Annotated in this window: 21 protein-coding genes; 8 read left to right on the top strand and 13 right to left on the bottom strand. The window is 44.0% G+C overall.

The genetic code is table 11. The features are described 5' to 3' along the window. Positions 1-11: 11 nt before the first annotated feature. Positions 12-1,745 carry a putative bifunctional diguanylate cyclase/phosphodiesterase gene (locus HRQ91_RS00800; protein ID WP_210119838.1) on the top strand — a complete coding sequence of 578 codons (1,734 nt, stop codon included), beginning with the start codon at positions 12-14 and terminating at the stop codon, positions 1,743-1,745. Further along, the gene (locus tag HRQ91_RS00805; protein WP_210119839.1) at positions 1,742-2,602 is read left to right on the top strand and encodes a GNAT family N-acetyltransferase; all 861 of its coding nucleotides are present in this window, start codon (positions 1,742-1,744) and stop codon (positions 2,600-2,602) included. The genes HRQ91_RS00800 and HRQ91_RS00805 overlap by 4 nt, the downstream gene beginning before the upstream one ends. Before the next feature lie 133 nt (positions 2,603-2,735). Here HRQ91_RS00805 and proC read toward each other — a convergent pair whose 3' ends face one another. Genes proC through HRQ91_RS00825 form a run of 4 tightly spaced genes read right to left on the bottom strand, consistent with a single transcriptional unit; the run spans position 2,736 to position 6,308 of the window. Beyond that, positions 2,736-3,548 (bottom strand): pyrroline-5-carboxylate reductase, encoded by an 813-nt coding sequence (gene proC / locus HRQ91_RS00810; protein WP_210119840.1) that lies wholly within the window; start codon positions 3,546-3,548, stop codon positions 2,736-2,738. Between the two features lie 37 nt (positions 3,549-3,585). After that, positions 3,586-4,434: a glutamate 5-kinase gene (gene proB, locus HRQ91_RS00815; RefSeq protein ID WP_210117384.1), complete on the bottom strand. Its 849-nt coding sequence runs from the start codon at positions 4,432-4,434 to the stop codon at positions 3,586-3,588. After that, complete coding sequence (locus HRQ91_RS00820; RefSeq protein WP_210119841.1) at positions 4,431-5,699, bottom strand: glutamate-5-semialdehyde dehydrogenase; 1,269 nt, start codon at positions 5,697-5,699, stop codon at positions 4,431-4,433. The genes proB and HRQ91_RS00820 overlap by 4 nt, the downstream gene beginning before the upstream one ends. Before the next feature lie 54 nt (positions 5,700-5,753). Further along, entirely contained in the window at positions 5,754-6,308 is a 555-nt protein-coding gene (locus HRQ91_RS00825) for a hypothetical protein (protein WP_210119842.1), read from the bottom strand. Between the two features lie 239 nt (positions 6,309-6,547). Here HRQ91_RS00825 and HRQ91_RS00830 point away from each other — a divergent pair, with 239 nt between their 5' ends. Together HRQ91_RS00830 and HRQ91_RS00835 are read left to right on the top strand one after the other, a co-directional pair. Continuing rightward, positions 6,548-7,540 carry a helix-turn-helix transcriptional regulator gene (locus HRQ91_RS00830; protein ID WP_246473248.1) on the top strand — a complete coding sequence of 331 codons (993 nt, stop codon included), beginning with the start codon at positions 6,548-6,550 and terminating at the stop codon, positions 7,538-7,540. 205 nt (positions 7,541-7,745) lie between these two features. Next, entirely contained in the window at positions 7,746-8,774 is a 1,029-nt protein-coding gene (locus HRQ91_RS00835) for a hypothetical protein (protein WP_210119843.1), read from the top strand. 365 nt (positions 8,775-9,139) lie between these two features. On the opposite strand, the gene HRQ91_RS00840 is transcribed toward HRQ91_RS00835, so the two are convergent. The 3 genes from HRQ91_RS00840 to HRQ91_RS00850 form a co-directional block, all read right to left on the bottom strand. After that, the gene (locus HRQ91_RS00840) at positions 9,140-9,904 is read right to left on the bottom strand and encodes an RluA family pseudouridine synthase (RefSeq protein WP_246473249.1); all 765 of its coding nucleotides are present in this window, start codon (positions 9,902-9,904) and stop codon (positions 9,140-9,142) included. 41 nt (positions 9,905-9,945) lie between these two features. Then, a complete protein-coding gene (locus HRQ91_RS00845) occupies positions 9,946-10,146 on the bottom strand; it encodes a SlyX family protein (protein ID WP_210117378.1) in 201 nt (66 codons plus the stop codon). A 224-nt stretch (positions 10,147-10,370) separates the two neighbouring features. Then, entirely contained in the window at positions 10,371-10,799 is a 429-nt protein-coding gene (locus HRQ91_RS00850) for an Hsp20/alpha crystallin family protein (RefSeq protein ID WP_210117377.1), read from the bottom strand. 623 nt (positions 10,800-11,422) lie between these two features. Between HRQ91_RS00850 and HRQ91_RS00855 the strand changes: the two genes are divergently transcribed. Together HRQ91_RS00855 and thyX are read left to right on the top strand one after the other, a co-directional pair. Continuing rightward, a complete protein-coding gene (locus HRQ91_RS00855; protein WP_210119844.1) occupies positions 11,423-12,004 on the top strand; it encodes a DUF308 domain-containing protein in 582 nt (193 codons plus the stop codon). A gap of 3 nt (positions 12,005-12,007) precedes the next feature. Continuing rightward, complete coding sequence (gene thyX / locus HRQ91_RS00860; protein ID WP_210119845.1) at positions 12,008-12,844, top strand: FAD-dependent thymidylate synthase; 837 nt, start codon at positions 12,008-12,010, stop codon at positions 12,842-12,844. Positions 12,845-12,923: 79 nt separating this feature from the next. Here the strand turns inward: thyX and HRQ91_RS00865 are convergent, their stop codons facing one another. Next, positions 12,924-14,963, bottom strand: coding sequence for a hypothetical protein (locus HRQ91_RS00865; RefSeq protein ID WP_210119846.1), 2,040 nt, complete (start codon positions 14,961-14,963; stop codon positions 12,924-12,926). A gap of 11 nt (positions 14,964-14,974) precedes the next feature. Next, entirely contained in the window at positions 14,975-16,033 is a 1,059-nt protein-coding gene (locus tag HRQ91_RS00870) for a DUF2804 family protein (RefSeq protein ID WP_210119847.1), read from the bottom strand. A 113-nt stretch (positions 16,034-16,146) separates the two neighbouring features. Between HRQ91_RS00870 and HRQ91_RS00875 the strand changes: the two genes are divergently transcribed. After that, positions 16,147-17,601 carry an MBL fold metallo-hydrolase RNA specificity domain-containing protein gene (locus HRQ91_RS00875; protein ID WP_210119848.1) on the top strand — a complete coding sequence of 485 codons (1,455 nt, stop codon included), beginning with the start codon at positions 16,147-16,149 and terminating at the stop codon, positions 17,599-17,601. A 188-nt stretch (positions 17,602-17,789) separates the two neighbouring features. Further along, the gene (gene hisB, locus HRQ91_RS00880; RefSeq protein WP_210119849.1) at positions 17,790-18,380 is read left to right on the top strand and encodes an imidazoleglycerol-phosphate dehydratase HisB; all 591 of its coding nucleotides are present in this window, start codon (positions 17,790-17,792) and stop codon (positions 18,378-18,380) included. A 3-nt stretch (positions 18,381-18,383) separates the two neighbouring features. On the opposite strand, the gene malQ is transcribed toward hisB, so the two are convergent. The 4 genes from malQ to HRQ91_RS00900 are packed head-to-tail and all read right to left on the bottom strand — an operon-like array spanning position 18,384 to position 24,459. After that, complete coding sequence (malQ, locus tag HRQ91_RS00885; protein ID WP_210119850.1) at positions 18,384-19,961, bottom strand: 4-alpha-glucanotransferase; 1,578 nt, start codon at positions 19,959-19,961, stop codon at positions 18,384-18,386. A gap of 6 nt (positions 19,962-19,967) precedes the next feature. Next, entirely contained in the window at positions 19,968-20,252 is a 285-nt protein-coding gene (locus HRQ91_RS00890; protein ID WP_210117369.1) for a PG0541 family transporter-associated protein, read from the bottom strand. A 5-nt stretch (positions 20,253-20,257) separates the two neighbouring features. Continuing rightward, positions 20,258-23,401: an efflux RND transporter permease subunit gene (locus tag HRQ91_RS00895; protein WP_210119851.1), complete on the bottom strand. Its 3,144-nt coding sequence runs from the start codon at positions 23,399-23,401 to the stop codon at positions 20,258-20,260. After that, positions 23,398-24,459: an efflux RND transporter periplasmic adaptor subunit gene (locus HRQ91_RS00900; protein ID WP_210119852.1), complete on the bottom strand. Its 1,062-nt coding sequence runs from the start codon at positions 24,457-24,459 to the stop codon at positions 23,398-23,400. The genes HRQ91_RS00895 and HRQ91_RS00900 overlap by 4 nt, the downstream gene beginning before the upstream one ends. Between the last annotated feature and the right edge of the window lie 4 nt (positions 24,460-24,463).

A 24,463-nucleotide genomic window follows, 5' to 3' on the forward strand; every position in this document is an offset into this window, starting at 1 on the left:
TTATTGTGAGCATGGAAACAGTAAATAGCGAACCGCATAACAAAAAATTTCTCCTTGCCCGTATTTCTTTGTTTGTTTTTGTTTTTTTTGCGCATTACATATTTTTTATGCAACTCAAGACGCCTATCGCACAGGAACTTTTAAATAACGGCCGAATACAGTTTATTTCTTCGTTTTTTTCCGTTTCGAGCCTGTTTCTTATATTCATATTCTGCTTTGTGGTTTTAAACTTTAAATGTAAAGGTTTTATCTTTATACAAATTTTAAACGGAATCCCTTTTTTATTTGCTCTTGCAATATTGATCAAGTATAACGTATTTGTTCTTCCGGGAATTTTAAATCCTTTGGCTACCGCCGGTTTTTTATTCTTTATTTATTACCGACAAAAGAATTTGATTTGTCAGTTTAATAAATCAAAAGTCGAAATGGAACAGCTTCTTTACACGGATGAATTGACCGGCCTTGCAAGCAGAAGAAAAATATCCGATACGCTTAAAAACATGACGGATCCTCAACTTCCCGCATCTTCTTTTTCAATAATGTTTATTGACTTGGACAATTTTAAAGTCATAAACGATACGCTCGGGCATAAGATAGGCGATATTTTTTTACAGGAAGTCGTGCACAATATTGCCTGTTATGTAGAACCGAACATGCTTTTGGGACGTATGGGCGGCGACGAATTTCTTTTGATAGTTTCCGAATCTCACACGGATGAACAACTGCTTTTAACGGCCGAAAAAATAAAAATCGGTATAACACGGCCGTTCATATACAAGAATAAAAATTATTCCGTAACATGCAGCATAGGTATTGCGCGCTTTCCGGAACATGCGCAAAACGATTCTGAAATTCTTCGATATGCGGACATGGCCTTGTACGAAGCTAAAAAACGCGGTAAAAACCGTATCGTCATTTTTAACAACGTGTTACGAAACAGCATAGCTTTGGAAACGGATATTCATTACACGCTGGAGGATCTTGACAGCGGAATAATGCCGGTGCAGGCCCTGGACGAAAATGAAAAAGAGTTTCAAAAGATTTCAACTTTTTCGCTTTTATTCCAGCCGCAATTCAATACGGATACAAAAGAGCTTCGCGGATTCGAAGTTCTCTCGTATTTTACCTCAAAGGATTTCGGCGACATCCGACCTTCAGTCTTTATTCCTATCATGGAAAGAAACGGCGACATCATAACGTTCGGAAAGTGGGTTTTACGGGAAAGCATAAATCAATATCTTAAAGTCATAAAGGACATGTATAATTCTCCCTTGCTCTCGGTTAATATTTCACCGGTACAATTTGAACATCCTCTGTTTATTGAAAATTTAGCCTCCGTTATAAAAGAAACCGGTATGCCGTCCGATAAACTTGAAATCGAGGTTACGGAATCTATAGCTATAAATTCCTTTGATTCCGTAATAGAAAAACTAACGGCCATACATAATATGGGAATTCATATCGCTCTTGACGATTTCGGAACGGGTTATTCGTCGTTTAATTACCTGCGCCTTTTGCCCCTTGACCTTTTAAAAATAGACAAATCATTTATAGATCCGATTCCCAAAGACAAGTCCGGCGTAAATATCGTAAAGGCGATAATAGACATGTCCCATAGATTGGACATTAAAGTAATAGCCGAAGGAGTTGAAACGGATCATCAGTTCGATCTTTTAAAAGAATTGGGCTGCGATTCCATACAGGGTTTTTACCTTGCAAAATCTTTGCCTTCTCAAGCTTTATGAATTTTATTCCGGTAGACCGTGAAGATAAAGCCATACATGATTTTTTAAAAAAACATGAACCTTTTTGCGTGGCTCTCATTCAATCCTTGAAAAAAAAAGAAACTTCCGTTTACGCGCTTTATAACCGGATAAAAGGTGAAATAAAAGGCGTTATCGCTTTATCCGGCGGGAATATGCTCATGCACTATATTCCTAAAGAATTTCAAACGGATCTTTTAAAAAATGACGTCGCCGCAGTATTAAAAAAACATTCCGTTTCCGGCATCAACGGCGAAGCTGTCGGTTCGGCATATCTTATTTCCGCTCTTGAAAAGATAAACAATGTAAAATATAAAATAAAAAATTCTTACCGTCTGATGGAATTAAAGAACAACGGTTTTTGTGAAAGCGAAAAAAAAATTTGTCAGGCTTTTCTCGATGTAGAAATCAGACGCTGTACACAAGCGGACGTCTTAAATCTTTTGCCTCTGGAAACAGCGTACCAGGAAGAAGAAGTTTTGCCTTTCGGGCGCAAGGCAGATCCTGTGATCTGCCGATACATGCTTTCCGGCCGAATGAAAGAGCAATATATATTTGCAGCCTTTACAAAAGACGGTTCCGCAGTTGCAAAAGCCGCAACGTCCTCGCTTTCTTGGGAATGGGCTCAGCTAGGCGGGATATACACCGTTCCCGAATACCGCAGAAAAGGACTTGCCTTCGCCGTTTTAAAAAGCCTCATTTCTTTTCTTTTTTCAAATCAAAAAAACTGCGTCCTCTTTGTAAAAGACAAAAATACGAATGCGTATGAGTTATATAAAAAATGCGGTTTTAAAGAGATCGCCGCTTACACGATAGCTTATTATTCCGATGTTGTTTAACATGCGGTTTGCCTTTCGGGAAACGTCGTAATCCGGTTGCGCGTCCTTTCGCACACGGGGAACTCTTTCCGATAAGCCCAGGATCGCGCCGTAACAGTACGACTTCCAGGACAGTCCCTTTACCTTTAGCCTTCTACTTTTTACTCAGGTTTTTTGCCTTATCGCAGACGACACTGACGGCTTCAATCACAGCGCTTCGGAACCCGTTTTTTTCAAGACAAGCGACCCCTTCTATAGTTGTGCCTGCGGGAGAACAAACGGCATCCTTTAATGCAGCCGGGCATCTTCCGTCTTCCAATACCATTGAAGCCGCGCCCTTTACCGTCTGCGCCGCATAGACATAGGCTTGCTGACGCGGCATTCCGTAACGCACGGCCGCATCCGCGAGCGCTTCGATAAACATAAACACGAACGCCGGGCTTGAACCGCTTACGCCAGTAACGCAGTCCATCAGACTTTCGCTGACATTTTCTACCTTGCCCGCGCATTCAAGCAGTTTTGTTACAACTTCAATGTCGTCTGCAGATACGTCGGCGGAACAACACAGAGCCGTTATCGCCTGTTCCACGAGCGCGCTCATGTTAGGCATTATACGCATGACGGAAAAACCTTCCGCCGCCGTCTGGAGTTTTTCAAGAGGAATTCCCGCCGCCATTGATATTATGACCGAAGAATTTCTTAAAGAAGACTTTATTTCGTTTAAAACCTGAAAGACTACGGACGGTTTTACTCCCAAAAATAAAAAATCCGAAAAAGAAGCGACTTCCGCATTGGTTTTACAGACCGTGCATCCTGTTTCATCGGAAAACTTTTTTGCGTTTTCAAAATTAAGGGAAGAAACAAATATTTTTTCAGGTCTTATGATTTTTGTCATAGCTTTTAAAAGCGCGCTTCCCATTGTTCCGGCTCCTATACAGCCTATCGTAATGTTTGCAATATCTTTCATACTTCCTCCCAAATTGTGTTATAAAATCGGCCGAATACTATCCTCTTCCGACCGCGCGGATAAGACATTTTTCATCCGCCAAAAATAATGTTCCTTTTCCGCGTCCGTCGGCAATATGCTCAAGGCTGTCGTTTTGTTTTCCGTTAGCTAGGATCATCGGAATCCCGTATGATGTCGTCTTTTCGGCGGCTTGGAGCTTGGTTTCTATTCCTCCGGAACCGAAATCGTTCGCGCTTCCGATTTTTATATTTTTCCTAAGATCTTCTATGTCGCTCACGGTTTCTATAAGTTTTGCATCCTTGTTCGTCTTAGGATTATCGGTGTATATTCCGTCGATATCGCTGAACAATATGAGCAAATCCGCACTCCACAAAATTGCCGTCAAAGCGCTCAAATTATCGTTATCGCCTATACGGATTTCGTCAAAAGAAACCGAATCGTTTTCATTTATAATGGGAATAACGCCTTCGTCTACAAGCGTGAACAACGTATTTCGGATATTTAAAGTGCGGTGATCGTCGGCAAAATCGTCCTTTGTTAAAAGAAGCTGACCTATGTGCAAACTCTGTTCGCCGAAGGCTTTTCTCCAGTTATTCATAAGCTCGACCTGCCCTATGGCGCACAAAGCTTGCCGATAATGTACGTCCCTTTTATGAGCCCAGCCGGATATAGTTGAAATACCGCTTACCTGCGCCCCGGAAGAAACCAACACTATCTGTTTTCCCCTGTTTATCAAATTCTTACATTGTGCGGAAAAGCTCTGCATAAATTCAAAATTTGCAGTGCCGTCTTCTTTTGCAAGCGTATTGCTGCCGATCTTTATGATGATCTTTCTTGACCGCGATACAACTTCGGCAAGTATCTTTCCGTTTCCCGAATCGCTCATCTGATCTGTCCTTCTCCGTCAATCAGGAATTTTGTAGTCGTAAGAGCTCTTATCCCCATGGGGCCTCGTGCGTGAAGTTTTTGAGTGCTTATTCCAAGTTCCATTCCGAACCCGAATTCCCCTCCGTCCGTAAAGCGAGTGGAAGCGTTTACATAAACGCATGCGCTGTCTACCTGCTGCTGAAATTTACGGGCACTGACAAGGTCATTGGTTATTATGCAATCCGAGTGTTTCGTTCCGTGTTCGTTTATAAACGAAACGGCTTCTTCCAAAGAATCCACCGTTTTTACGGCGCAAACTAGATCTAAAAATTCAAATCCGAAATCTTTGTCATCCGCTTTTATTACACAATCCCTTCCGTTTTTTTTAGCTTCGGAATGCAAAATTTCAAAAGCCCTTCCGTCGGCGCGAAGCTGTACCCGGCCTGCAAGCTGCCTTTCCAAAAGCGGCAAAAATTCATCAGCTTCATCTTTATGAACGAGAACGGTTTCAACGGCATTGCAGGCACCTGGACGCTGTATTTTGGAATTTTCCGCAATACGGGCGGCAATTACATTATCCGCTGTTTTGTCTACGTAAATGTGACAAACGCCGCTCCCCGTCTGAATGACGGGAATTTTTGCTTTTTCCACAACCGTTTTTATAAGGCCTTCGCCGCCCCTCGGCAGAACTACGTCGATCAGGCCGACCGCGTTAAGTATCCGGTCAACGTCGCTTCGATCCGAACAATCCGCAAGCTCCACCGCACCGGAAACGCCGTCCGGGCAAGATGAGAGTCCTTCTTTTATCGCTCTTATTATTTCTTTATTTGAAAAAAGCGCGGAAGACGAACCCCGCAATAAGATCGCATTACCGCTTTTGTAAGCAAGACAAAACGCATCTGCCGTTACGTTAGGACGCGACTCGTAAATAATGGCGGCTACTCCGATCGGAACACGGATTTGACGGATATATATTCCGTTGGGCATCTTCCACCCGGAAATTTCTTCTCCTATCGGATCCAACTGCGCTATGACTGTCCGTATGCCGTTTATTATTCCGTCGATCTTTTTATCGTCCAGAGAAAGCCGTTCTATGAGCGCTTCGCTCATTCCCGCGAGAGCGGCCTTTTTTATATCTTTTTCGTTAGCTTTAAGAATTTCTTTTCGACGTTTTTCAATAGCCTTACAGACCGAAGCGAGGGCGTCGTTTTTTTGTTTTGCCGTTTGCCCTGCCAATATCTTTGAACTTTTTCGCAAACCCTTACAGACAGCCGTAATATCCATATTTAACCATTTTACATAAAAAAACGGAGCTGTAAAACTCCGGACTGTCGAATTCTAGTAATTAGCCAGAAAATACATACCCAATAAAATTATAATCCTGCATTTTTCCGACGTCCAATCCGTTTCTTGGGGCAGCAGCTGGATATACCACCAAAAAATCCCGAATCCGGGATCTATGCGGAAAGCGTATTCAAGAAAATCTTCCTGTTTTGCCTGACTGCCGAACATCAGATAAACCGCATCGTATATTATTTTTAAAAACGGAGAATACGCTTTGTTCCACGTATCAAAATCAATGAGAGAACAAAACTGCTCAAGCTGATATAAAACCTGCTCTTTAAGTTCCGCATCGGATTTTTCCACCCAGGTTTTTTGGATCAAAAGCGTCATATTATCGTTAAAACTGGCTATCAGTTTTTTTTCATCGGCAAATTCGGAAATTGAAACGGAATCATTCACTCCAAAGGCGCCCGCTATTTTAAGAGCGAATTCCTCGATCTTTGCGATATTTTTTTCCTGTAAGATCTTCCTTCCGGCGTTGAGAACTGATTTTTCGATAAATGTTTCTGTAAGTGTATCCGTCGCGAATACATCTACGGTCTTAGCCATAATTAATAATAAATTTTTAACTCATATTATTCAAGTAGGGAATGATTTTTTGTATTTTTGGGCTTTGGATCAAGCTTTTGGCATGCCCGCGGCGACACGGGGCTGCAGCGCGCCGGGTACATCCGCGCGACCGGAGCTGCGATCCTTCGCGTCCTGTTGGGCGTGTCAGGGAGCGCTGGTGGGCAGCGGAAAATATTTTTAGCGCGTTTTTATAAATCGGTGCTATACTGATAAACGATATGGTACAAAAGATAAAAAAAGAGCGCGAAGAAAAAGTTAAAGTCTTTCGCATTCTTAAAATCGACGAAATTATCCGCAGCGGAAAATTTCCGAATGCGCCGTATTTATGTAAAGAATTTGAAGTTTCGCGCAGCACGATTATGCGCGACATCGACTTTTTGCGAGACCGGTACAACGCGCCGCTTGAATATGACGAAGAAAAACGCGGTTATTATTATACCGATCCGACATTTTTTATAAAGAGCGTCATGCTGTCCGAAGGCGATCTGTTCGCGGTTTCAGCGGTTATTCCGCTGTTGGAACAGTATCGAAATACGCCGCTCGAATCGTCCATGAAAAATATCTTCGATACGATTATAAACCTGATGCCCGAAGAAGTTTCCGTCGATTCGTTTTTTTTATCGAAGGATTTAAGCTTTATAAGCGATCCTTTGCCGCAGATAGAAAACGGTGTTTTTTATGCGGTTTTTGAAGGCTTGAAAATGCAGCGCACGCTCGCTTTTGAATACAGATCGCTCGGCGATAAGACATACCGCGCGCGGGTCGCGCAGCCCTATCACGTGATATGCCAAAAGGGAAACTGGTACATGCTCGCCCATTGTTTAAAACACAAAGAGTGCAGGATATTCGCGTTTTCCCGAATGAAAAATCCGAAAACGACGGAAGATCGTTTTGAGCGCCCGAAAGATTTCAGCCCCGAAAAATATTTTGACAGCGAATTCGGCGTTTGGAATACCGACTGCGCTCCTGTAAAAATAGAGCTTTTGTTCGACGAAAAGATAAGTACGTATATTTTAGAACGTAGCTGGCACCGGACGCAGCATCTTCGACACAACGGCGACGGCAGCGTGTATCTTTCATTTGAAACGAATCAACTGCCGGAAGCGCTGCACTGGGTTATGAGCTTCGGGAGCGCCGTTACCGTGCTTAATCCGGCTGAGCTTATCGAAGCGGTAAAAGAGGAAGTGCGGAAAATGAGTAAGCTGTATTGACGGAATACGGTAAACCTAAAATTATTCCGAGAAAAAATCGGCAATATGCCGCCAACGATTTTTTTAACTTTTTACCCGTTTTGATCGAAGAAAAAAACTTTACCTGTATCACTCCCTGACACATCTCTCGTTATATACTTCTTATATACAACCACGCAGCCGATGTTTTCGTCATGCGACAGAATATTCTATATTGGAGGTTTATATGACAAACATGAAAAATCATAGCGATGCGGATGTCATCGTTCTGGCGACAGGAAAGACGGATTCCCTCTACTGGGGATTTAACCGGACGCGCGCCGGGCAGCTTGATTTTTGCGGAAAACTTGAAGGCGTAGAAGACGGCGTACTTAACACGATGCAGACGCTTGACGGAAGCCCCTATTTTTCGAGCGCATGGTACACCTACATGAACGAAGATCTGTGCCGGGTTATCCGCGTGTATCTTACAAACGATTTTGAAATCACGGATGCCGATACGTTTGCTTTTTTGACGCATGTCGGCGCGCTTTTGATTGCAGTTGAAAACGGCGATTCTTTACTTGCTGCGGAACTGCTTGCGCGCCGGACGGCTCTGTTTATGAATTTTCCGCAGCTTACGCTCTTTATCGTAAAGCCGGTTGCAGCCGAAGCGCTTTTTGCGTGGATATACGGGCGCACTCACAGCGACGCCGCTGCGTTTGCCGCGCTGTATAAAAAGAATGCGATGCTTGGCGCAGGTAAAACGGATACCGGGTTTTTGTTGTATTGCGCGGCGAAAGATGTCTTAAAACCGGATGTCACAAACGAAACGCCCGAACAGATGTTCATACGGTATTTTAAAAATCACAATACGGCGTTTACGATCGGCATAGTCGGGACGAACTTTTACGGCTGGAACGACGGATCCGATTTCCTAGACGATGCTCTTTCTCAAAAAATCGGCGACGATATTTTAAACGGAACGCAAAAAGTGCGAGACGCAAAGAAAAAGCTCTATGCCTCGCTCCGTGTAAGCGTCCAAGCCGAACCGTACAATCCCCATGACGCCAATGCGGTTTCCGTTTCGGTGGAAGACGTTTGCGAAAAAGCCCGCGGCAATGCGGGGTTGCAGCGCGCCGGGTACATCAGGGCGACAGGAGCCGCGATCCTTCGCGCCGCCAAGCCGAATACCTTTCGTTTTAACGCAAAACTCGCGCGCATCGGCGATACGCAAAACGGGCGTGGCGGTATCGTCGTGCGGGTGGAAGTGTGAAAAATATAGTATAATATACGGAGGGGAAATTCGTTTATTGGACTGTGCGCCGCTCGAAACTTCGCGCTTACGCGCTCGTTGCGGGGCACGCACACGAATCCAACAGTCTTTTAAAATTGATATTTTGTTCGACTGTTGAATTTTGGAGGACAATATTTTTAATACCGTAAAAAAAATTATACATAAAATTTTACGCGGATATAAGGATATAAGCCGAATTTCAGGCGGCTGCGCTTATATTCCTCCCGGATGTCTTACTTCGCCCGGCAGAGAGCAAAAAGAAGTTCGCGCTCAGGAAAATGCCGCAAAGCATTTAGAGCCGAAAGAAAACAAAGCGGAACGAAGCTGATCGGACGGGGTGATCTTTAAGATCTTTTTGTTACAAAGGCCATCCATTCTTCAGGTTCGGGCGATTCAAATGTCATAAGCTCATTTGTAAAAGGGTGATAAAAACGAAGAGTCCGCGCATGGAGCATGAGCCTTCCGAACGGATTTGTTTTTGCCCTGTAAGCCTTATCGCCCGACAGCGGATATCCTTTTGACGCCAAATGCGCCCGGATCTGATTTTTTCTTCCTGTCTCCAAGCTTAGTTCAAAAAGCGTATGAGTTTTGCCGCGTGCGATCACTTTATAGCGTGTGACTGCGGGAACGATTTTTGCCCCGGATTGTCCGTTTTTAGAGGCGGGAACAAATCCTATATTGTATTTGTTGTAGGATAAAGGACTGTCGATCGTCCCTGTATCGGGGAGCGGTCTTCTTGCGGAATTTTCGGCTACGGCCCTGTAAAGCCGTTCCGTGACCATTGTATTCCAATTATTCATTATTTTTCTTTGCGCGGTTTCGTTTAAGGCGAACATCATTACGCCCGATGTGTCGCGGTCAAGCCGGTGTACTGCGTAAGGTTTATGCCTTGATGAATAGGCGCCGTTTTTGTGCATGATATCTTCAAGCGTGTTTATGACGGTCTTTTTGCTGCTCCCCGCATACGGTACGGACAGCATTCCTTCTGGCTTAATCACTACGATTATGTGTTCGTCTTCAAAAAGGATTTCAATTCTTCTATTTCCGCTTTTTCCGTGATTTTCACGAAATGTCTTTTTTCCCACTCTAGGAATTTCCATTTTTTTCATATATGTTCGTTTGAAAATCCTTATTAAATTTCATAGATAGGTTAATAATGAGGCGGTCTTTTATCGGGAATTTCTTCCATTCTGTCCGATATGCTGCGCAGCTTTTCCAAAATCAATTTATTTTCGTTTTTTAAAGCTTCCATTGCGCGGCTTTGGCGAAGAATTTCTTTCTGAAGACTTTCGGCAAGATCTTCGAGATAGGAAAGTTTTATTTCAACGGCGGTATAACGCTCTTCATCCATGATTACATATTCTAATGATTTTTTTTGTAGATGTATATGAGAAAATACGGGAATTACGGATCGAAGATTTCGTGAAACGGTAATCTAGCGTATTGCGACATCCACGATTTCTACAGTGCTCAATAAAAATAAAGAGCCGCCTCAAAAGTACATTACTTTTAAAGGCAGCCCTTTTAATTTCCAAGCTGTTGTTAAGCCTTAAAAAGCCTTTGCACGGCAGCTTTTTACTTCGTTTCTATAGCGATCCGTTTGGGAGAGGGCAAAGCCTTGCGCGGGATCGTCACAAGAAGAACTCCGTTTTTAAATGTAGCCGCAACTTTTTCTCCGTTTACATCGTCGGGAAGCGTAAACCGCCTGCTGAAATCGGAAACCCTGCGTTCGCGGATAAGCCATGTTTCCTTTTCGTTTTTGCCGGAATGTTCTTCTTTTGTGTCTTCTTTATGCGAAGAGATCGTAAGAACATTGTGATCCAGCTCAAGGTTCACGTCTTTTTCGGTGCGGCCGGGAAGATCCATCTCAAGAAGATAATTGTCTTTGGTTTCTTTTACATCAACTTTCGGAACTGCGGGAGTTGCGTGGAAGTTGAATTCGGGAAGTCCGTTTGCACCAAAAGCGTCGTTAAAAAATGTGTTAAAAAGTGATAATTCGTTCATAAAATCCTCCGTTCGGACTTTTTACATCCGTATAATATTTAAGTTTGCAGCGGCTTTATTTTGCCGATGTTCGGCGGCGCTCTTTCGTTTCTGAAAGGGTTTCGCCTTACACTTACTACTTAGCAAATACCGTGCCAACTTTTTCCACTCTGCAAAATAAGCAAAATATGCGGACATGGAGTAGAATAAGCGGCCGAATCCGCTAAAAATGCGAAAAAAAACGGATAAAAGGAGGCACAGAACTTGATTTTTTTAAGTTGTGTTAGAGTTGCGCTGCGTAAAGAATCTATTGTGTTTATTTGACACAAAATAATGTATCTTTTTGACACAGTGATCTTAACTGAAGTGTCGCCAATGAATCAAGATGTCCTTTAAAATTACCTGTGTCTCGCTTGAGCACGCCATTTTTAAGGAAGGTTTAACTTCGACGGCTATATGGCGCCGTCTCGTTAAACTGCGAGTTTCGGGCAAAGCCGAAACGTCGCTTATCAACGGTGCGCGCTCGCGCACGAATTATACAGCTCCTACATCTGAAGATGTACTCGCCGTATAATTTTAAGGAACCTTAAAACTGCCTTTAAAAACCTATTTATGACTTTTTATTATTATGATATAATGGGAATATGGAAAACATGAAAAGATCAGGCATTATCATTGCTTTTTTGGCTGCCGTAATAGGGGTTATGGTTCTTACGTCCCCGCAAGAATTTATAAAATCGATCGTCATTATTTTAGGCATAGGAGCCGTAATCGACGGAATCATAAATTTCGCAGTCGTAAGAACTCTTATCGACGATCCTTATTTTAAAAAGAATATTTTAATCCGCGGCCTTTTATCGATTGTAATAGGTTTTGCCGCCGTATCGCTGCCGCTTGTCCTTGCTGCAACCGTATGGACAATAATGCTATACATTCTTGGAGTATATCTTATTTTGTCGGCTCTTCTGGAAATATTCGCCGTATTTAAGCTGAAAGCTGCGGGCATTCCCGCAGGTCCGTACGTAATTGAAATTATAATTTCGATTTTACTTTCCGTTTTGCTTTTTGCGATTCCGGGCAGAATAGGCGTTTTAATAGTCAGAATTCTGGGAATCCTTCTTATTGCCTTTGCGGTTTTTATTGCCCGGTATTCTTTTAAGAATGCGCCCATCGTTATGGAAGCGGATGAAGTATCAGACGACGATAAAGCCGAAAACATGGAGTAGGTGATGTCGCATTGTGTAGTTCCGGAAGCGGAAAAAATACTTGATAAGGAGTTTCCCGTCCTTGATAAGGGCTTTGTTCGCTTAGTAGATTATTTAGGCGGCGATCAGCGGATCGTGCAGTCGGCCCGCGTTTCTTACGGCGCCGGCACTAAAACGGTGTCGGAAGATTCCGCTTTGATCGACTATCTTTTAAGGCACCAGCATACTTCTCCGTTTGAGCAGGTCGTTCTTACGTTCCACGTTAAAATGCCGATCTTTGTTGCGCGTCAGTGGGTGCGCCACAGAACGGGCCGGATGAATGAAATATCTGGGCGCTATTCCATAATGGAAGAAGAATTTTACGTTCCATCGCTTGAAAATATCGCTCCGCAAAGTCCCGATAATAAGCAGGGTCGTTCTAAAGAAGCTTTTCCGGCCGAAGAAGCTCAAAAAATTCAAAATAAATTTATCGAGGGACAAAAACGCGCCTATGAAGAATACGAAAGCCTTATTGACGGCGGCCTTGCGCGCGAAATAGCCAGAATAAACCTGCCCCTTTCTTTGTATACGGAATTCTATTGGGAGATGGATTTACATAATCTGTTTCATTTTTTAAAGCTCCGCTTGGAAACCCATGCGCAGTATGAGATAAGAGAATACGCAAAGGTTTTGCTTGAACTTACAAGGAAGGTCGCTCCTTTGGCGGTAAAATCCTTCGAAAATCACATGGAAAGAGGCGTAAGATTTTCCGGTGAAGAAATGAAAGCGCTGCAGGAAATTCTTGAAGGCAGACCGAATCCTCTTGAGGGAAAAAAACTTTCCAGATTCCTTGAAAAAATAAAGACGGGCGTTCAACTATAAGAGCCGCGGGCGCGCTGCCGTTGCGCGGGAAACTTCGCGCTTTGCGCCCCTTGCAAGCCTCCGCGACGCGCTGCCGCTCTTATGTCTGCTTTTTTTTGTTTTGCTCCGCGGTCAACTTTTTGAAGTTTTCAAGAAACAGTTTTTGCTGATCGTCTCTTAGCGTTACCGTAAACAGAGGCCCTCCGTCTTCAAGCGAAACCCGATAAAATTTAAACTGATCGCATTGATAAGCAGGGCTGTCGCCGTCGTTTATCCACCAATCCAAAACGGCGCAGATGCAAAGCGTGTATTTGATGAGATTTATGTTCGTTGCGGTCATGCCCTTGCCGGTACGGTTGGCCATCAACAAGACGTCAAGTCTTTTGGATACCGTATTAGGAATGTCGAAACTGTAATGATCCCACGGATTTTGAATGCCTGTTATGGACGCGTTTTCGGTTTTAGCCGTTATATCCACATTATGGGCGAGTTCGGTAAAAAAATCACAGATAAAGTTCGTCCTGGAATGTAAAGGGCGGTATGTATTGTTGTGCTCAGGACGTTCAAGTACGAGTTTGTCAAATGTATAAAGCGGCAGAAAGTGATATTTTATAAACCAAAAGAGTTTGTTTTGCATAGCCCTGCCGTATTGTGTGTGACAAAAATCCCTCTTGGTGTACTGTTCCGTCACGAAATTTCTTAGTGTATGACAATATGTTTTATCAAATAAAACTTCTCTGTAAGCGTTCCATTCGTTTAAAACCGTGAGTATGGAATCCTGATCGTCTCTTTGGCGCGCGTCGCTGTCGAAAACAAAACGTATGTTGCGGCATCCCTGAAACAGGTCTTCCATTATGCGAAGGAGAACCACCAGCACTTGAAGCGGATTTTCAGGTGAAAGAAGATTGAATCCGTCGGGAAATTCAAACAGGGGCTGAAAATACGGATACATGTCCGGATGTGTTTCAAGCTTTGTAAATCCGGCGTCCGGGAAAAGGGTGTCAAGGAGTTTTATGCCGGTCTTAACAAGTTTTTTTCGAACCTTTTCTTTTTGCTCTTTTTCTTGAGTTTCCTTTTCCTCCGGCGCAGGCGGCACATCTTCCTTTTTTTGTTCCGCTTGTTCATAAGCGGGAGGAATCGTAGCTTCGGCTTCCGGCAGGAGGATGTCAAAACGCGATTTTTCGGTGAATTTAAGGATTGCTGCCGCCCTGTTCGAAAAGAATGTCTCGAAATTCTGAAACGGGCCGCCGCACATGCAATAGAGCAAAGGATAAAGGCCTTTCACTATTTGAGAATATAAATAAAGCCATTCGCGATGGGTATCTTTCATCGTCGCTGTGACAAGAGGTTTTTTTACGTCCGGATAAAGCGAAAGGTCTTCGTAAATTTCTTTTAGGAGCATTGTAACTCGACGTTCGCCTAAAAAAAGTATTTGGACAAGCATGCTGTAGATTGCCTTTATAAACGGCATTAGGTCCGGGATCTGCACATGGTATAAGTTAATATCGTTGTACAGCGATCTTAAGGCATATACGTCCCATTTTTCCGCCTTGTTCAACAGTCTGAATCTGGAATTGTCGTCGGATCTTATTCTAGCCTGATAGGATACCGGAGAAAGGTTGATTATTGTCCGTATGAGCGTAACAAAGGCTTCCATGTGACTTATGTGGCGGTCGAGCGTGTTTTTGGCGAAATTCCTGTCTATCCGTAAAAGTCCGTCTTTTTGCAGAAGGCGTATAAAGTTGAATATGCCGTAATCCGTTTTTATTTTGTATTCGGGCGACATCATCACTTTATCCACTGCAAGCCAGTCCTGGGGAGAAATATTGGGCATGCCGGAAGTTTTTTTATTTGAAACTGGAGCGCTTTTTGAGGCGCGGTTTACGGACATTGTAGAAAGCATGGCGGCTTCCGCCGGCGTTCGCACCGCTTCGGGCCGTGGCGAGCGGGGTTTGGGAGGTTTTGCGCTGCGGGAAGCCGTAGATGTGAATTGCAGGGGAGACGTCACAGGCTTTTCTTCCAAAATCTCACCGCCTAAAACCTTTATCATTTGAGCGGCTTCTTCTTTGTTTATTGTTCCTATGTTTTTGCGGGTATTTTCGAGAGTCCCGGGTTCAAGGTATTTTTTTTCATCAGCCATAAAAATTCTCCCTATAGACGAAGCATAGTTGCCTGAACGATACCCGGAAAACTCTTAAGAAAAAGTTTTTCGCCGTCTTTTGTTAAAAGCGTTCCTTCAAAAAAACCGTATATAGTGTGATAAACCGTTCTGAACACCACAGTGTTCATTTTGCGAAGATTTTCAGAAACGGGTGTAAAAGTGAGATCTATCATATTTTCCGTGTCTTGAATGATCCATCTTTTATCCATCCCGAAAGGATGCGTGATGAATACTTGGGGCAAAGGAGTAACTTCTTTGTCTAAAAACAAAAAATTGGAATTGCAGTTGTTTGTGTTTCTGGCGTCAAAGGAACTTGTTGTCAATCGGAACGACAAGCGCCTGTTATCGTAATTGCCGAGCCCCGTTACGTTATTGTATTTTACGTGCAGTTTATAATAACAGCGGTTTATGGAGATGATTGCATAGCCGGAACAGTTGTTTGAGAGCTTTGCCTTGCTGTCCTTGTTTACAAAGAAATTTCCATGGACGGAAAAAGTGTTTAACCATGTCGCCGAACATCTTCTGAGCGTAGGAGCCGGCATTACGGAAATAATGTCCGTAGAATCGTCGGTGTTTGCGGTGAGCAGCGCTCCCGCGTTCGGTCGGGAAGGATTTCCGGCAAGGCTGAAAAACATGGAAATTCTTTTGTGTGCCCGGTTCCATCCTATTTTTATATAATGCGATTTTTTAAAACAAATGCAGATTCCTTTTTTAAGATTTTTGGGAATAAGACGTTTTCTCGGCCCTATAAAAGCGTTGTACACGGATTTTGCGTTTGTCTGTGTATCCCAGAATACGACCTCGCAATAACCGAACAGCTTTGCGTCAAAAAATGCGATCTGTCCTATATAATTTTCGGTATTAAAAGCGACAAAGAGCTGGCTCCGTATTGCAAAATTTGTTATGAACGTAGGCAGCGGAATTATGCCGAAAGGAAATTTTACTCCTTTTATGTCAAGCTTTTCGGTAAGTCCCGAATAGGTTCCAAAAAGAGGTTTCCCGTTGCGGATAAGTTTTTTCGGCGCTTGCGTGATCTGTCGTGAATACAAAATTACCTCGTATACATCGTAAAATTATACAGGAAATGAGTAAAATCTGCAAATCGGCTCTTGTTGCAAGTCGTTTGTAAGTTTAAACTGTAACCGACAGTTCAGGAGGGAACATGGGAATATCTTTGTATTCGCTGGGCGCCGCCCAAGAGGTTACGGGCTCAAAACATATTATTGAAATGAACGGACGCTCGTACATGATCGATTGCGGCGCCTTTCAGGGCAAAAGAGCCATTTCGGATGAAAAAAACAGGAGTTTTTCTTTTCCTACGGATAAACTTGAAGCTGTGATTTTGACGCATGCGCATTACGACCATTGCGGGCTCTTGCCGATTCTTGTAAAACACGGTTTTGAAGGCAATATTTACGCAACCCCGGCAACGCGAGATCTTGCAAATCTTGTTATGATGGACAGTGCCCGCATACAGGCCCGCGACGCGGAATATTTAGCAAAAAGGGCGGCAAAAAAAGGTGAAAAATTTAATTGGAGCCCTTTGTTTAATGAAGCCGACTGTACGAAGGCTGCGGATCAGATCATAACTCTTTCTTATAGACGAAAAATGTATATCTCGCCGGACGTTCAGCTTGAATTTTTTGACGCCGGGCATATTTTAGGTTCCGCCTATGCCTATGTTACGATAAAGGGCAGGCACGGAGGGCTTAACGCTCCTGCGGCTTTGTCCAAGAGCGGCAGCAATGAAATACGCATTTTATATACGGGAGACTTGGGACGCCCCGACAAAGCTATAATCAGAAATCCCGAAAAAGACGTTCCCGCTCCGGATTATATTTTCCTTGAAAGCACATACGGAAACCGTTTGCATGAAGACAAAAATTTTGCGATGCAGGAACTTGAAAAAATTGTAAACAGTGCCGTCGTCCGTAAAGGCAAGATAATAATTCCTTCGTTTGCGATAGAACGCGCCCAGGAATTGGTTTACTATCTTCACCTACTGGTGGATCAAAAGAAAATTCCTCAAATTCCGATCTATGTGGATTCTCCAATGGCCGTGAGCGCGACGGGAATATTCGGTCTTCATCCTGAATGTTATGATAATGAAACGCATGAAGCGTTTTTAAAGCACCATAAAAACCCGTTCGGCTTCGGAGTCATATCGTATATAACGAGCGTAGAAGAATCCAAGTCGCTTAACGACAAGAGCGGCCCCATGATAATAATAAGCGCGGACGGCATGTGTGAAGCGGGGCGCATTCTCCATCATTTGGCAAACAATATAAGCAATCCCGACAATACCGTTTTGATCGTAGGCTACATGGCCGAGAATACTTTGGGGCGAAGGATTCGGGACGGAGAAAAAGAAGTTAAAATTCTCAACGACTGGTACCAGGTAAGGGCGAAAGTTGAGCAGATAAACGCATTCAGCGCTCATGCGGATTATTCGGAAATGATAAATTGGCTCAATTCTATCGACAAAAGCCGTTTAAAGCAGATTTTTATTGTGCACGGCGAAGCGGACGCTCAAAAAAGTTTCATAGAGCATCTTTCCGAGGCGGGTTATAAAGATGTTACGATCGTAAAATACGGTGAAGTTTACGATATTGAATAAACTGAAACTTTTACCGCAGCGTTATCATTGTCCCGTTTGCACCGGTTCTGCGCGTCTAATGTGAGCGCGCGTTGACAGCCGATTTTTTATAATTTATATTTTTATTGTTGAGATCGTAATACGGCAAATTAATAAAATTGCGGGTAAGGTCTTTTAGGCCTTTATAATAGATATCTTTGGAAGTTAATATGGAAAAACGTACGGCTCAAATTCACAGGCTGACTAAAGAAACGGATATTTCACTTACTTTAAATATTGACGGAAGCGGTAAATGCAAAAGCGATACGGGAATAGGTTTTTTTGACCACATGGTGGACGGTTTTGCGCGGCACGGTTTTTTTGACGTAGATTTGCTCTGCAAGGGCGATCTTCGTGTGGATTCCCATCATACAGTAGAAGACTGCGGAATCGTGCTCGGTGAAGCCGTAAAAAAAGCTCTAGGCGACAAGAGCGGGATTCGCCGGTATGGGCATTTTATTCTTCCTATGGATGAAGCTTTAGTCTTATGCGCCGTAGATCTTTGCGGCAGGCCTTTTTTGGTTTTTGAAGAAGAATATACGGTTCCTAAAATCGGCGACATGGATACGGAGCTGATCCGCGAATTTTTTTACGCCTTTTCATATTCGGCTATGATGAATCTGCATTTGCGCTGCATTTCGGGAAACAACAATCATCATATCGCGGAAGCAAGTTTTAAAGCTTTTGCTAAAGCGCTTGAAGCGGCGGTTCAATACGATGAAAGGATAAACGGAGTGCTTTCTACCAAGGGCGTTTTGTAAAGTTCACAATACGTTTCTTGCATAAAGTACGGAGCATTTTTTAAGCCAAAGAGCTTTTTCCTTGTCCAAAAGATCTTCGCCCATGCGCCACTGCCAGTTTGTTCCTCCGGCCGTTGAAGGCATATTCATTCTGGCCTCGGTTCCGAGGCTGTAAACGTCCTGTAAGGGAATTATAGCCCAATTTGCAACGGAAGCAAGAGCCGCTCTCACGAGTTCACGGCATAGCTCTCCGTCCGCACATCTCTTTTGGGCTTCGCCTTCCGAAAAGCCCAGATACGCCGCTATCAAGCGTTTGTCCTCAAGCGGCAATTTTTCAAGCCAGCCCTGAACTGTGTCGTTGTCGTGAGTTCCCGTATATACTACACAGTTTTTATCGTATGTGTGAGGCAAAAAAGCGTTGGTCATGGCGCCTTGAGCCGCTTCGTTTTTATCGAAGGCAAATTCAAGGATCTTCATTCCCGGTAAACAAAAATGATCTCTGAGTTTTCGTACGCTGTCGGTAATAATTCCCAAATCTTCGGCTATTATTTGTATGTCGCCGAGCGCGCTTTTGACGGCGTTAAAAAAATCGTATGCGGGGCCCTTTACCCATTTACCGTGTACGGCCGTTTTTTGTCCGTAAGGAACGCTCCAATATTCGTCAAAACCTCGAAAATGGTCTATACGCACGTAATCGGTTTGCTTTAACACTGTTTTTATTCTATCTATCCACCATGAATATCCGTCTTTTTTCATTTCGTCCCAGTTGTAAAGCGGGTTGCCCCAAAGCTGGCCGTCTGCGCTAAAATAATCAGGGGGAACGCCTGCGACAAATTCCGGAAGACTTTCGGGCGTCAGGCGGAATAACTTTTGGTTAGCCCAAACGTCGGCCGAGTCCGACGCTACAAAGATAGGTATGTCTCCGATTATTGAAATTCCTTTGCCGTTGGCATATTTTTTAAGCGCATTCCATTGTGAAAAATAAAAATATTGTATCGCTTTTTGAATTTCGCAGTCGGTTTCGTAATCTTTTTGCCATTTTTCAACTGCATCTGCATTGCACTTTTTCAATTCCTCTGGCCAGTATGCGTTCCACATGGAATTTGCGACGCCTTCCTTTTGCGCCTTTGCGTCATAAATTTCTTTTATGCTCATAAAGACCGCGTAAGTGTCAAGCCAAAAAGCGTTTTCAGCCTTAAACAGTTCATAGTTTCTTTTTGTTTTCAGATCGGCGCGGGTTAAAAATTGAACTGCGGCCGTCTTTAAAAGCGGTTTTTTCCAATATACGACCGAGCCGAAGTCTACGTTTCCGTTTGTGCGTATATATTCCGGCGGCGACGCCTGATCTTTATCCAAAACGCCTTCTTTTACTAAGATGTCAAGATCGATCAAAAGAGGGTTCCCCGCAAATGTTGAAAACGATGCGTACGGAGAATCGCCGTAGCCCGTAGGCCCTGACGGAAGAATTTGCCACAAGGTTTGGTTTGCTTCGGAGAGCCAATCGATAAAATCAAAGGCGTTTTTTCCTATTGTTCCTATTCCGGGACTTCCGGGAAGGGAGGTGGGGTGCAGTAAAATTCCGCTTGCGCGCTTAAGTTGCATATTATTTTATGATTCCGCCTTTGTAAAAAACAATTTTATTCCTTCGTTCTTGAATTTTTCTTTTACGGCCTTTATTACGGCCTTTACCGCAGGAACCTTATCGTCTTCAATATATGAGATTACAAGAAAATTTGTTTCAGGCCAAGTCGTCGTTCCGAGTTTGCGGTTTTCTCCGCCGCGTCCTTGAACCGACGGAACTACGGTATAAAGAATTTCAGGAACGTTTTCTTCAAGGGCTTCAAGAATGTCGTCCTGCACTGATTGATTTGCTATGATTTCGGCACGGTGCATACTTTTTATCTTTCTCCTTTTTTACTGTCGGTCTCTCCGCTCAAAAGCACTTGAATCTTACTGTGTTTTATTTTGCCGCTGTTCATTATCAATGAATATAAGACGGGTATAAAAAACAGGGTGACAAAGGTACTCGACGCGAGGCCTCCTACGACGGCAAGCCCTATGGGCTGAACTACCGCAGCCATACCTTCCGTTGCAAAGCACATGGGAAGCATACCTAAAATTGTGGTAAGCGTTGTCATAAGTATCGGGCGAAGTCGGCTCGATCCCGCTTGGATGCATGCGTCCTTCATTTTTAATCCTCTATCTATCAGCAGGTTCGTGTAATCGACAAGGATGATTCCGTTGTTTACCACTATGCCTACGAGCATTATAACACCGATCATCGACATTATTGAAAGAGCCTGTCCCGTGAGCTTGTATATGAATACAACTCCTATTATGAGAAACGGTATTGTCGTAAGATTTATGATAGGCGCTTTAAAAGACTCGTACGTTCCGGCCATAACGCCGAAAACGAGTATTATCGCAAGCAGGATAATAAGACCGTAAACGGAGCCTTGCTTTTGTATGTCCTGCCACGAACCTTCATAGTTTATAGTTACGTTATCTGGAACTACGAATGTCTGTGACACCTTGTCTTTGATCATCTGTTCGACGACATTTGCGTTTGCAGCGCTCACTATGTCCGCAGTAACATGGACGATTCTTGACTGGTCTTCGCGGTTTATGCTTACGGGCCCCAAGCCGCGCTTTATACTGGCAAAATTTGCAACGCTTACAAGCCCGTTCTTACCTTTTACATAGATTGATTCCAAATCCGTTATTTTCGCTCTGTCGTCAGGCCGGAGCATGATCTCAACTTCATATTCGTTTCCGTTTTTGCGGTAAGTTGTCGCTTTGTAACCGTCTATGGCGTAATAAATTTCATTGGCGACGCTTGTAACGTCCACGCCGAAGGAATAGGCTCTGGGGCGATCGATAACTATTTCTACTTGCGGAAGGCCTTTTTCCGTGTCTATGCTCGCTTCCCCTATGTCTTCTATGCCGTCCATAACTTCTTTTATTTGATCGGCTACCTGTAAAGCGGTATTTAGGTCGTCGGAACGAATGGCGATGTCAAGATCGTCGCCCGCCATCTGCCGCGCCATTCCAGCGCTGAAACTGAATTGCGCGTCGGGAAAGTCGTTAAAAAACTGCCGGAGTTTTTGTTGTATTACCGGAGCGCTGTCGATCTGTTCTTTTGTTTCGGGAAGACGGATCGATATGGAGCCCTTATAAGTTGTGTCGCCGGATGACCGCCTGCCGCTCCCCGTGCCGATGCTTGTGATGAGGTTTTTATAGCCTTTGACTTCTCTTTTTACAATTTCTTCCCATTGCTGTACGACAAGGGTTGTCTCTTTGAGACTTGTGCCTATGGGCATTGTGATGTTAAGCGTAACCGAATCGTCATTGCCGTGGGGCATCATGTTTATTTGCATCGTGCGCAATGCTGTGATCGAAAGGAACAATGCGCAAATAGAGCAAATAATGACGGTGGGCCTGTGATTGAGAGCAGAAGTAAGAGCTTTTTTATAAGCGGCGGTAAGATTGTCCATACACAGCGCCGAAAATGAATAAAACCTTTTTAAAACAGAGTTCCGTACAGGATTTTCGGTTCGGTTTGAAAGGGGAAGAAATTTTCCTGCAAGAACGGGGACAAGAAAGATAGCCACGAAGAGACTTGAAACTAGGGCTATGACGACCGTAAAAATTATTCCTTTGAACATCTGTCCCATCATTTGTAGTTCCGAAATAAACAGCAAAAACGGAAGAAATACGCAGATAGTGGTAAGGTTTCCGGAAACTACGGACATGATCATTTCTTGAGAGCCCAGAACCGCGGCTATGACGGGCTTTGTACCGCGTTGTCTGTACCCGTAAATGTTTTCGATCATAACAATGGAAGCGTCTACTACCATTCCGAGTCCCAGTATGAGACCTGTCATTGTCATCATGTTAAGGGAGAGCCCCGCAAAATGCATTGCAAGCAGGGTTATGATCATTGAAAGCGGAATTGAAACTGCGATTATTATAGTGCTTTTAAAATTACACAAAAAGACGAACAGAATAAAAACGGCAAGGACGAGCCCCTGCTGTAAAGAAGTCAAAAGTGTGCTTATTGTATCGCGGATGGAAGTCGTATCGTCCATGATAATGTCGAGCGAAATGTCCGCGGGAAGGGTTCTTTTTAACTGATCCAGTTTTTCGTAGACGGCGTTGGCAACGGTGACTGAATTTGTTCCCGACTGCTTTGTGACCGAAACATAAACGCCTTCTTCACCGTTTATATAAACTTCGGAAGACCTGTCTTCGTAACCTTCAAAAGCCGTTCCCAAATCGCTCAGTTTTACGTCGTAACCGTTTACGGTTGTTATCACGGCATTATTTATGTCGTCTATGCTGGAATATTCGCCCGTCGTGCGTACGATAAAATCCTTTGTGCCTTCGTTTATCTTTCCGCCGCCCAGTTCGAGATTTTGTTTGGAGATCGCGCTTATGACGGAACTGATATTGAGCTTATAAGCTGCAAGCCGGTTCTGAGAAAGCTCTACGCGCACTATTTTTTCTCGACCGCCTGAAACGCTCGCTTCCGCGACGCCGTTGGTTTGTTCGAGCACGTCCACTATCGAATTCTCTGCGATTTCTTTCAGATCGTCGTTTGAACGGTTACCGCGCACGGCAATGCGCATTATCGGCATTGAATTGCTGTCGATTTTAAATATCGCGGGAGTTCCCGCATCGCCGGGAAGGCTGCCCTTCACTCTGTCTATCTTGTCGCGGATATCGTTTGTCGCCACATCAAGATCCGTTCCGTATTCAAATTCAAGCGAAATGGAACTTGAACTTTCCGAAGAACTGGAGGTGATATTTTTAAGGCCGTTTACGCTCACGAGGGAACTTTCAAGAACCTTTGTGACGGATTTTTCAACCGATTCAGGGCCGGCGTTTTTGTAACTTGTAGATATCCATATCATGGGAAAATCCACGTCAGGAAAAAGGCTTATGGCCACGTTTTTAAGCGTAAAAAGGCCCATCACTCCGAGCAAAACAAATATTATGAGCGTAAGCACAGGGTGTTCAAGTGTTTTTTTTGAAATGCTCATCTAGAGCCCCCGTTAGTGCTACTGCCGGCGTCAGCGTTGTTTTTCGGTTTTCCCTTGTCGGATTGATTTATGGAATCCGCCTTGTTTGAATTTTCCGGCATATCCTTTTGTCCTGCGGAAACTGAAACATCGCGAATTCTTACGCCGTCCGAGAGCGATTGCACGCCTTCTATCACGATTCTTTCGCCTTCGGCGACTCCCGACAAAATCTGCGTAAAGCCGTCGACGGACTTACCCAGCGCGACTTCTCTCTGTTTTGCAAAAGTTCCTTTCGTGCCTGTGTCGTCGGACGCGACAAACACATATTTTTTATCGCCCTTGGTAACTATTGCGTTATTTGTTACTACGATGCTGCCGCTGTAATCGAGGGTGTATAAGGTCACATTTGCAAACATTCCGGCGTTTATGCGCGTGTCGTCTTCGTCGAATTTCAATATTATCTCTTTGGTTCTGGATGCGGCGTCCACTACGGGAGAAACGCGCGTTACTGTCGCCGTAAACACAATATCCGAATAGGCTTGCAAAACAATGTTTGCCTTGAGCCCCGTTTTTAAAACGGCCGTATACCTTTCCGGTATTTTGGCGGTAACCTGAAGGTTTTTTATGTCGCCTATGATCGCTACGGTGCTTCCCGTCGTCACAGTTGTTCCGGATTTAAGCGGCGTGGAAATAATGCTTCCCGAAATCGGAGCTACGACGGGGCTTAAAGCATAGCGGGCGCCCGGCTCGGACGGGTCTATCCGTGCTATTACATCTCCGCGCTTTACGTTGTCGCCCAAAAGCACGTTCACGCTTAAAATTTTTCCTCCGATGTCGGGATAGACGGCGACGGAATTGAGCGCTTCAATTTCGCCGTTCGTTAAAACGTAGTCGTGAAGCGTTCTTATCTCTGCAGCCTGCGTTCTTACGGCAATCTCTATTTGGGCAGAATCCTTGCCGCCTTTTCCCCTTGCGCCTTGCGAGGCGTTTTTACCGCCCGTGTTAAAAAATAATGCGGCGGCAACGGTTATTAAAATCACGATTAAGGAGATTATAAAGGGGCGTTTTGAAAATATCATGTTT

It is taken from the genome of Treponema parvum, from assembly GCF_017893965.1.
Classification (GTDB): domain Bacteria; phylum Spirochaetota; class Spirochaetia; order Treponematales; family Treponemataceae; genus Treponema_D; species Treponema_D parvum.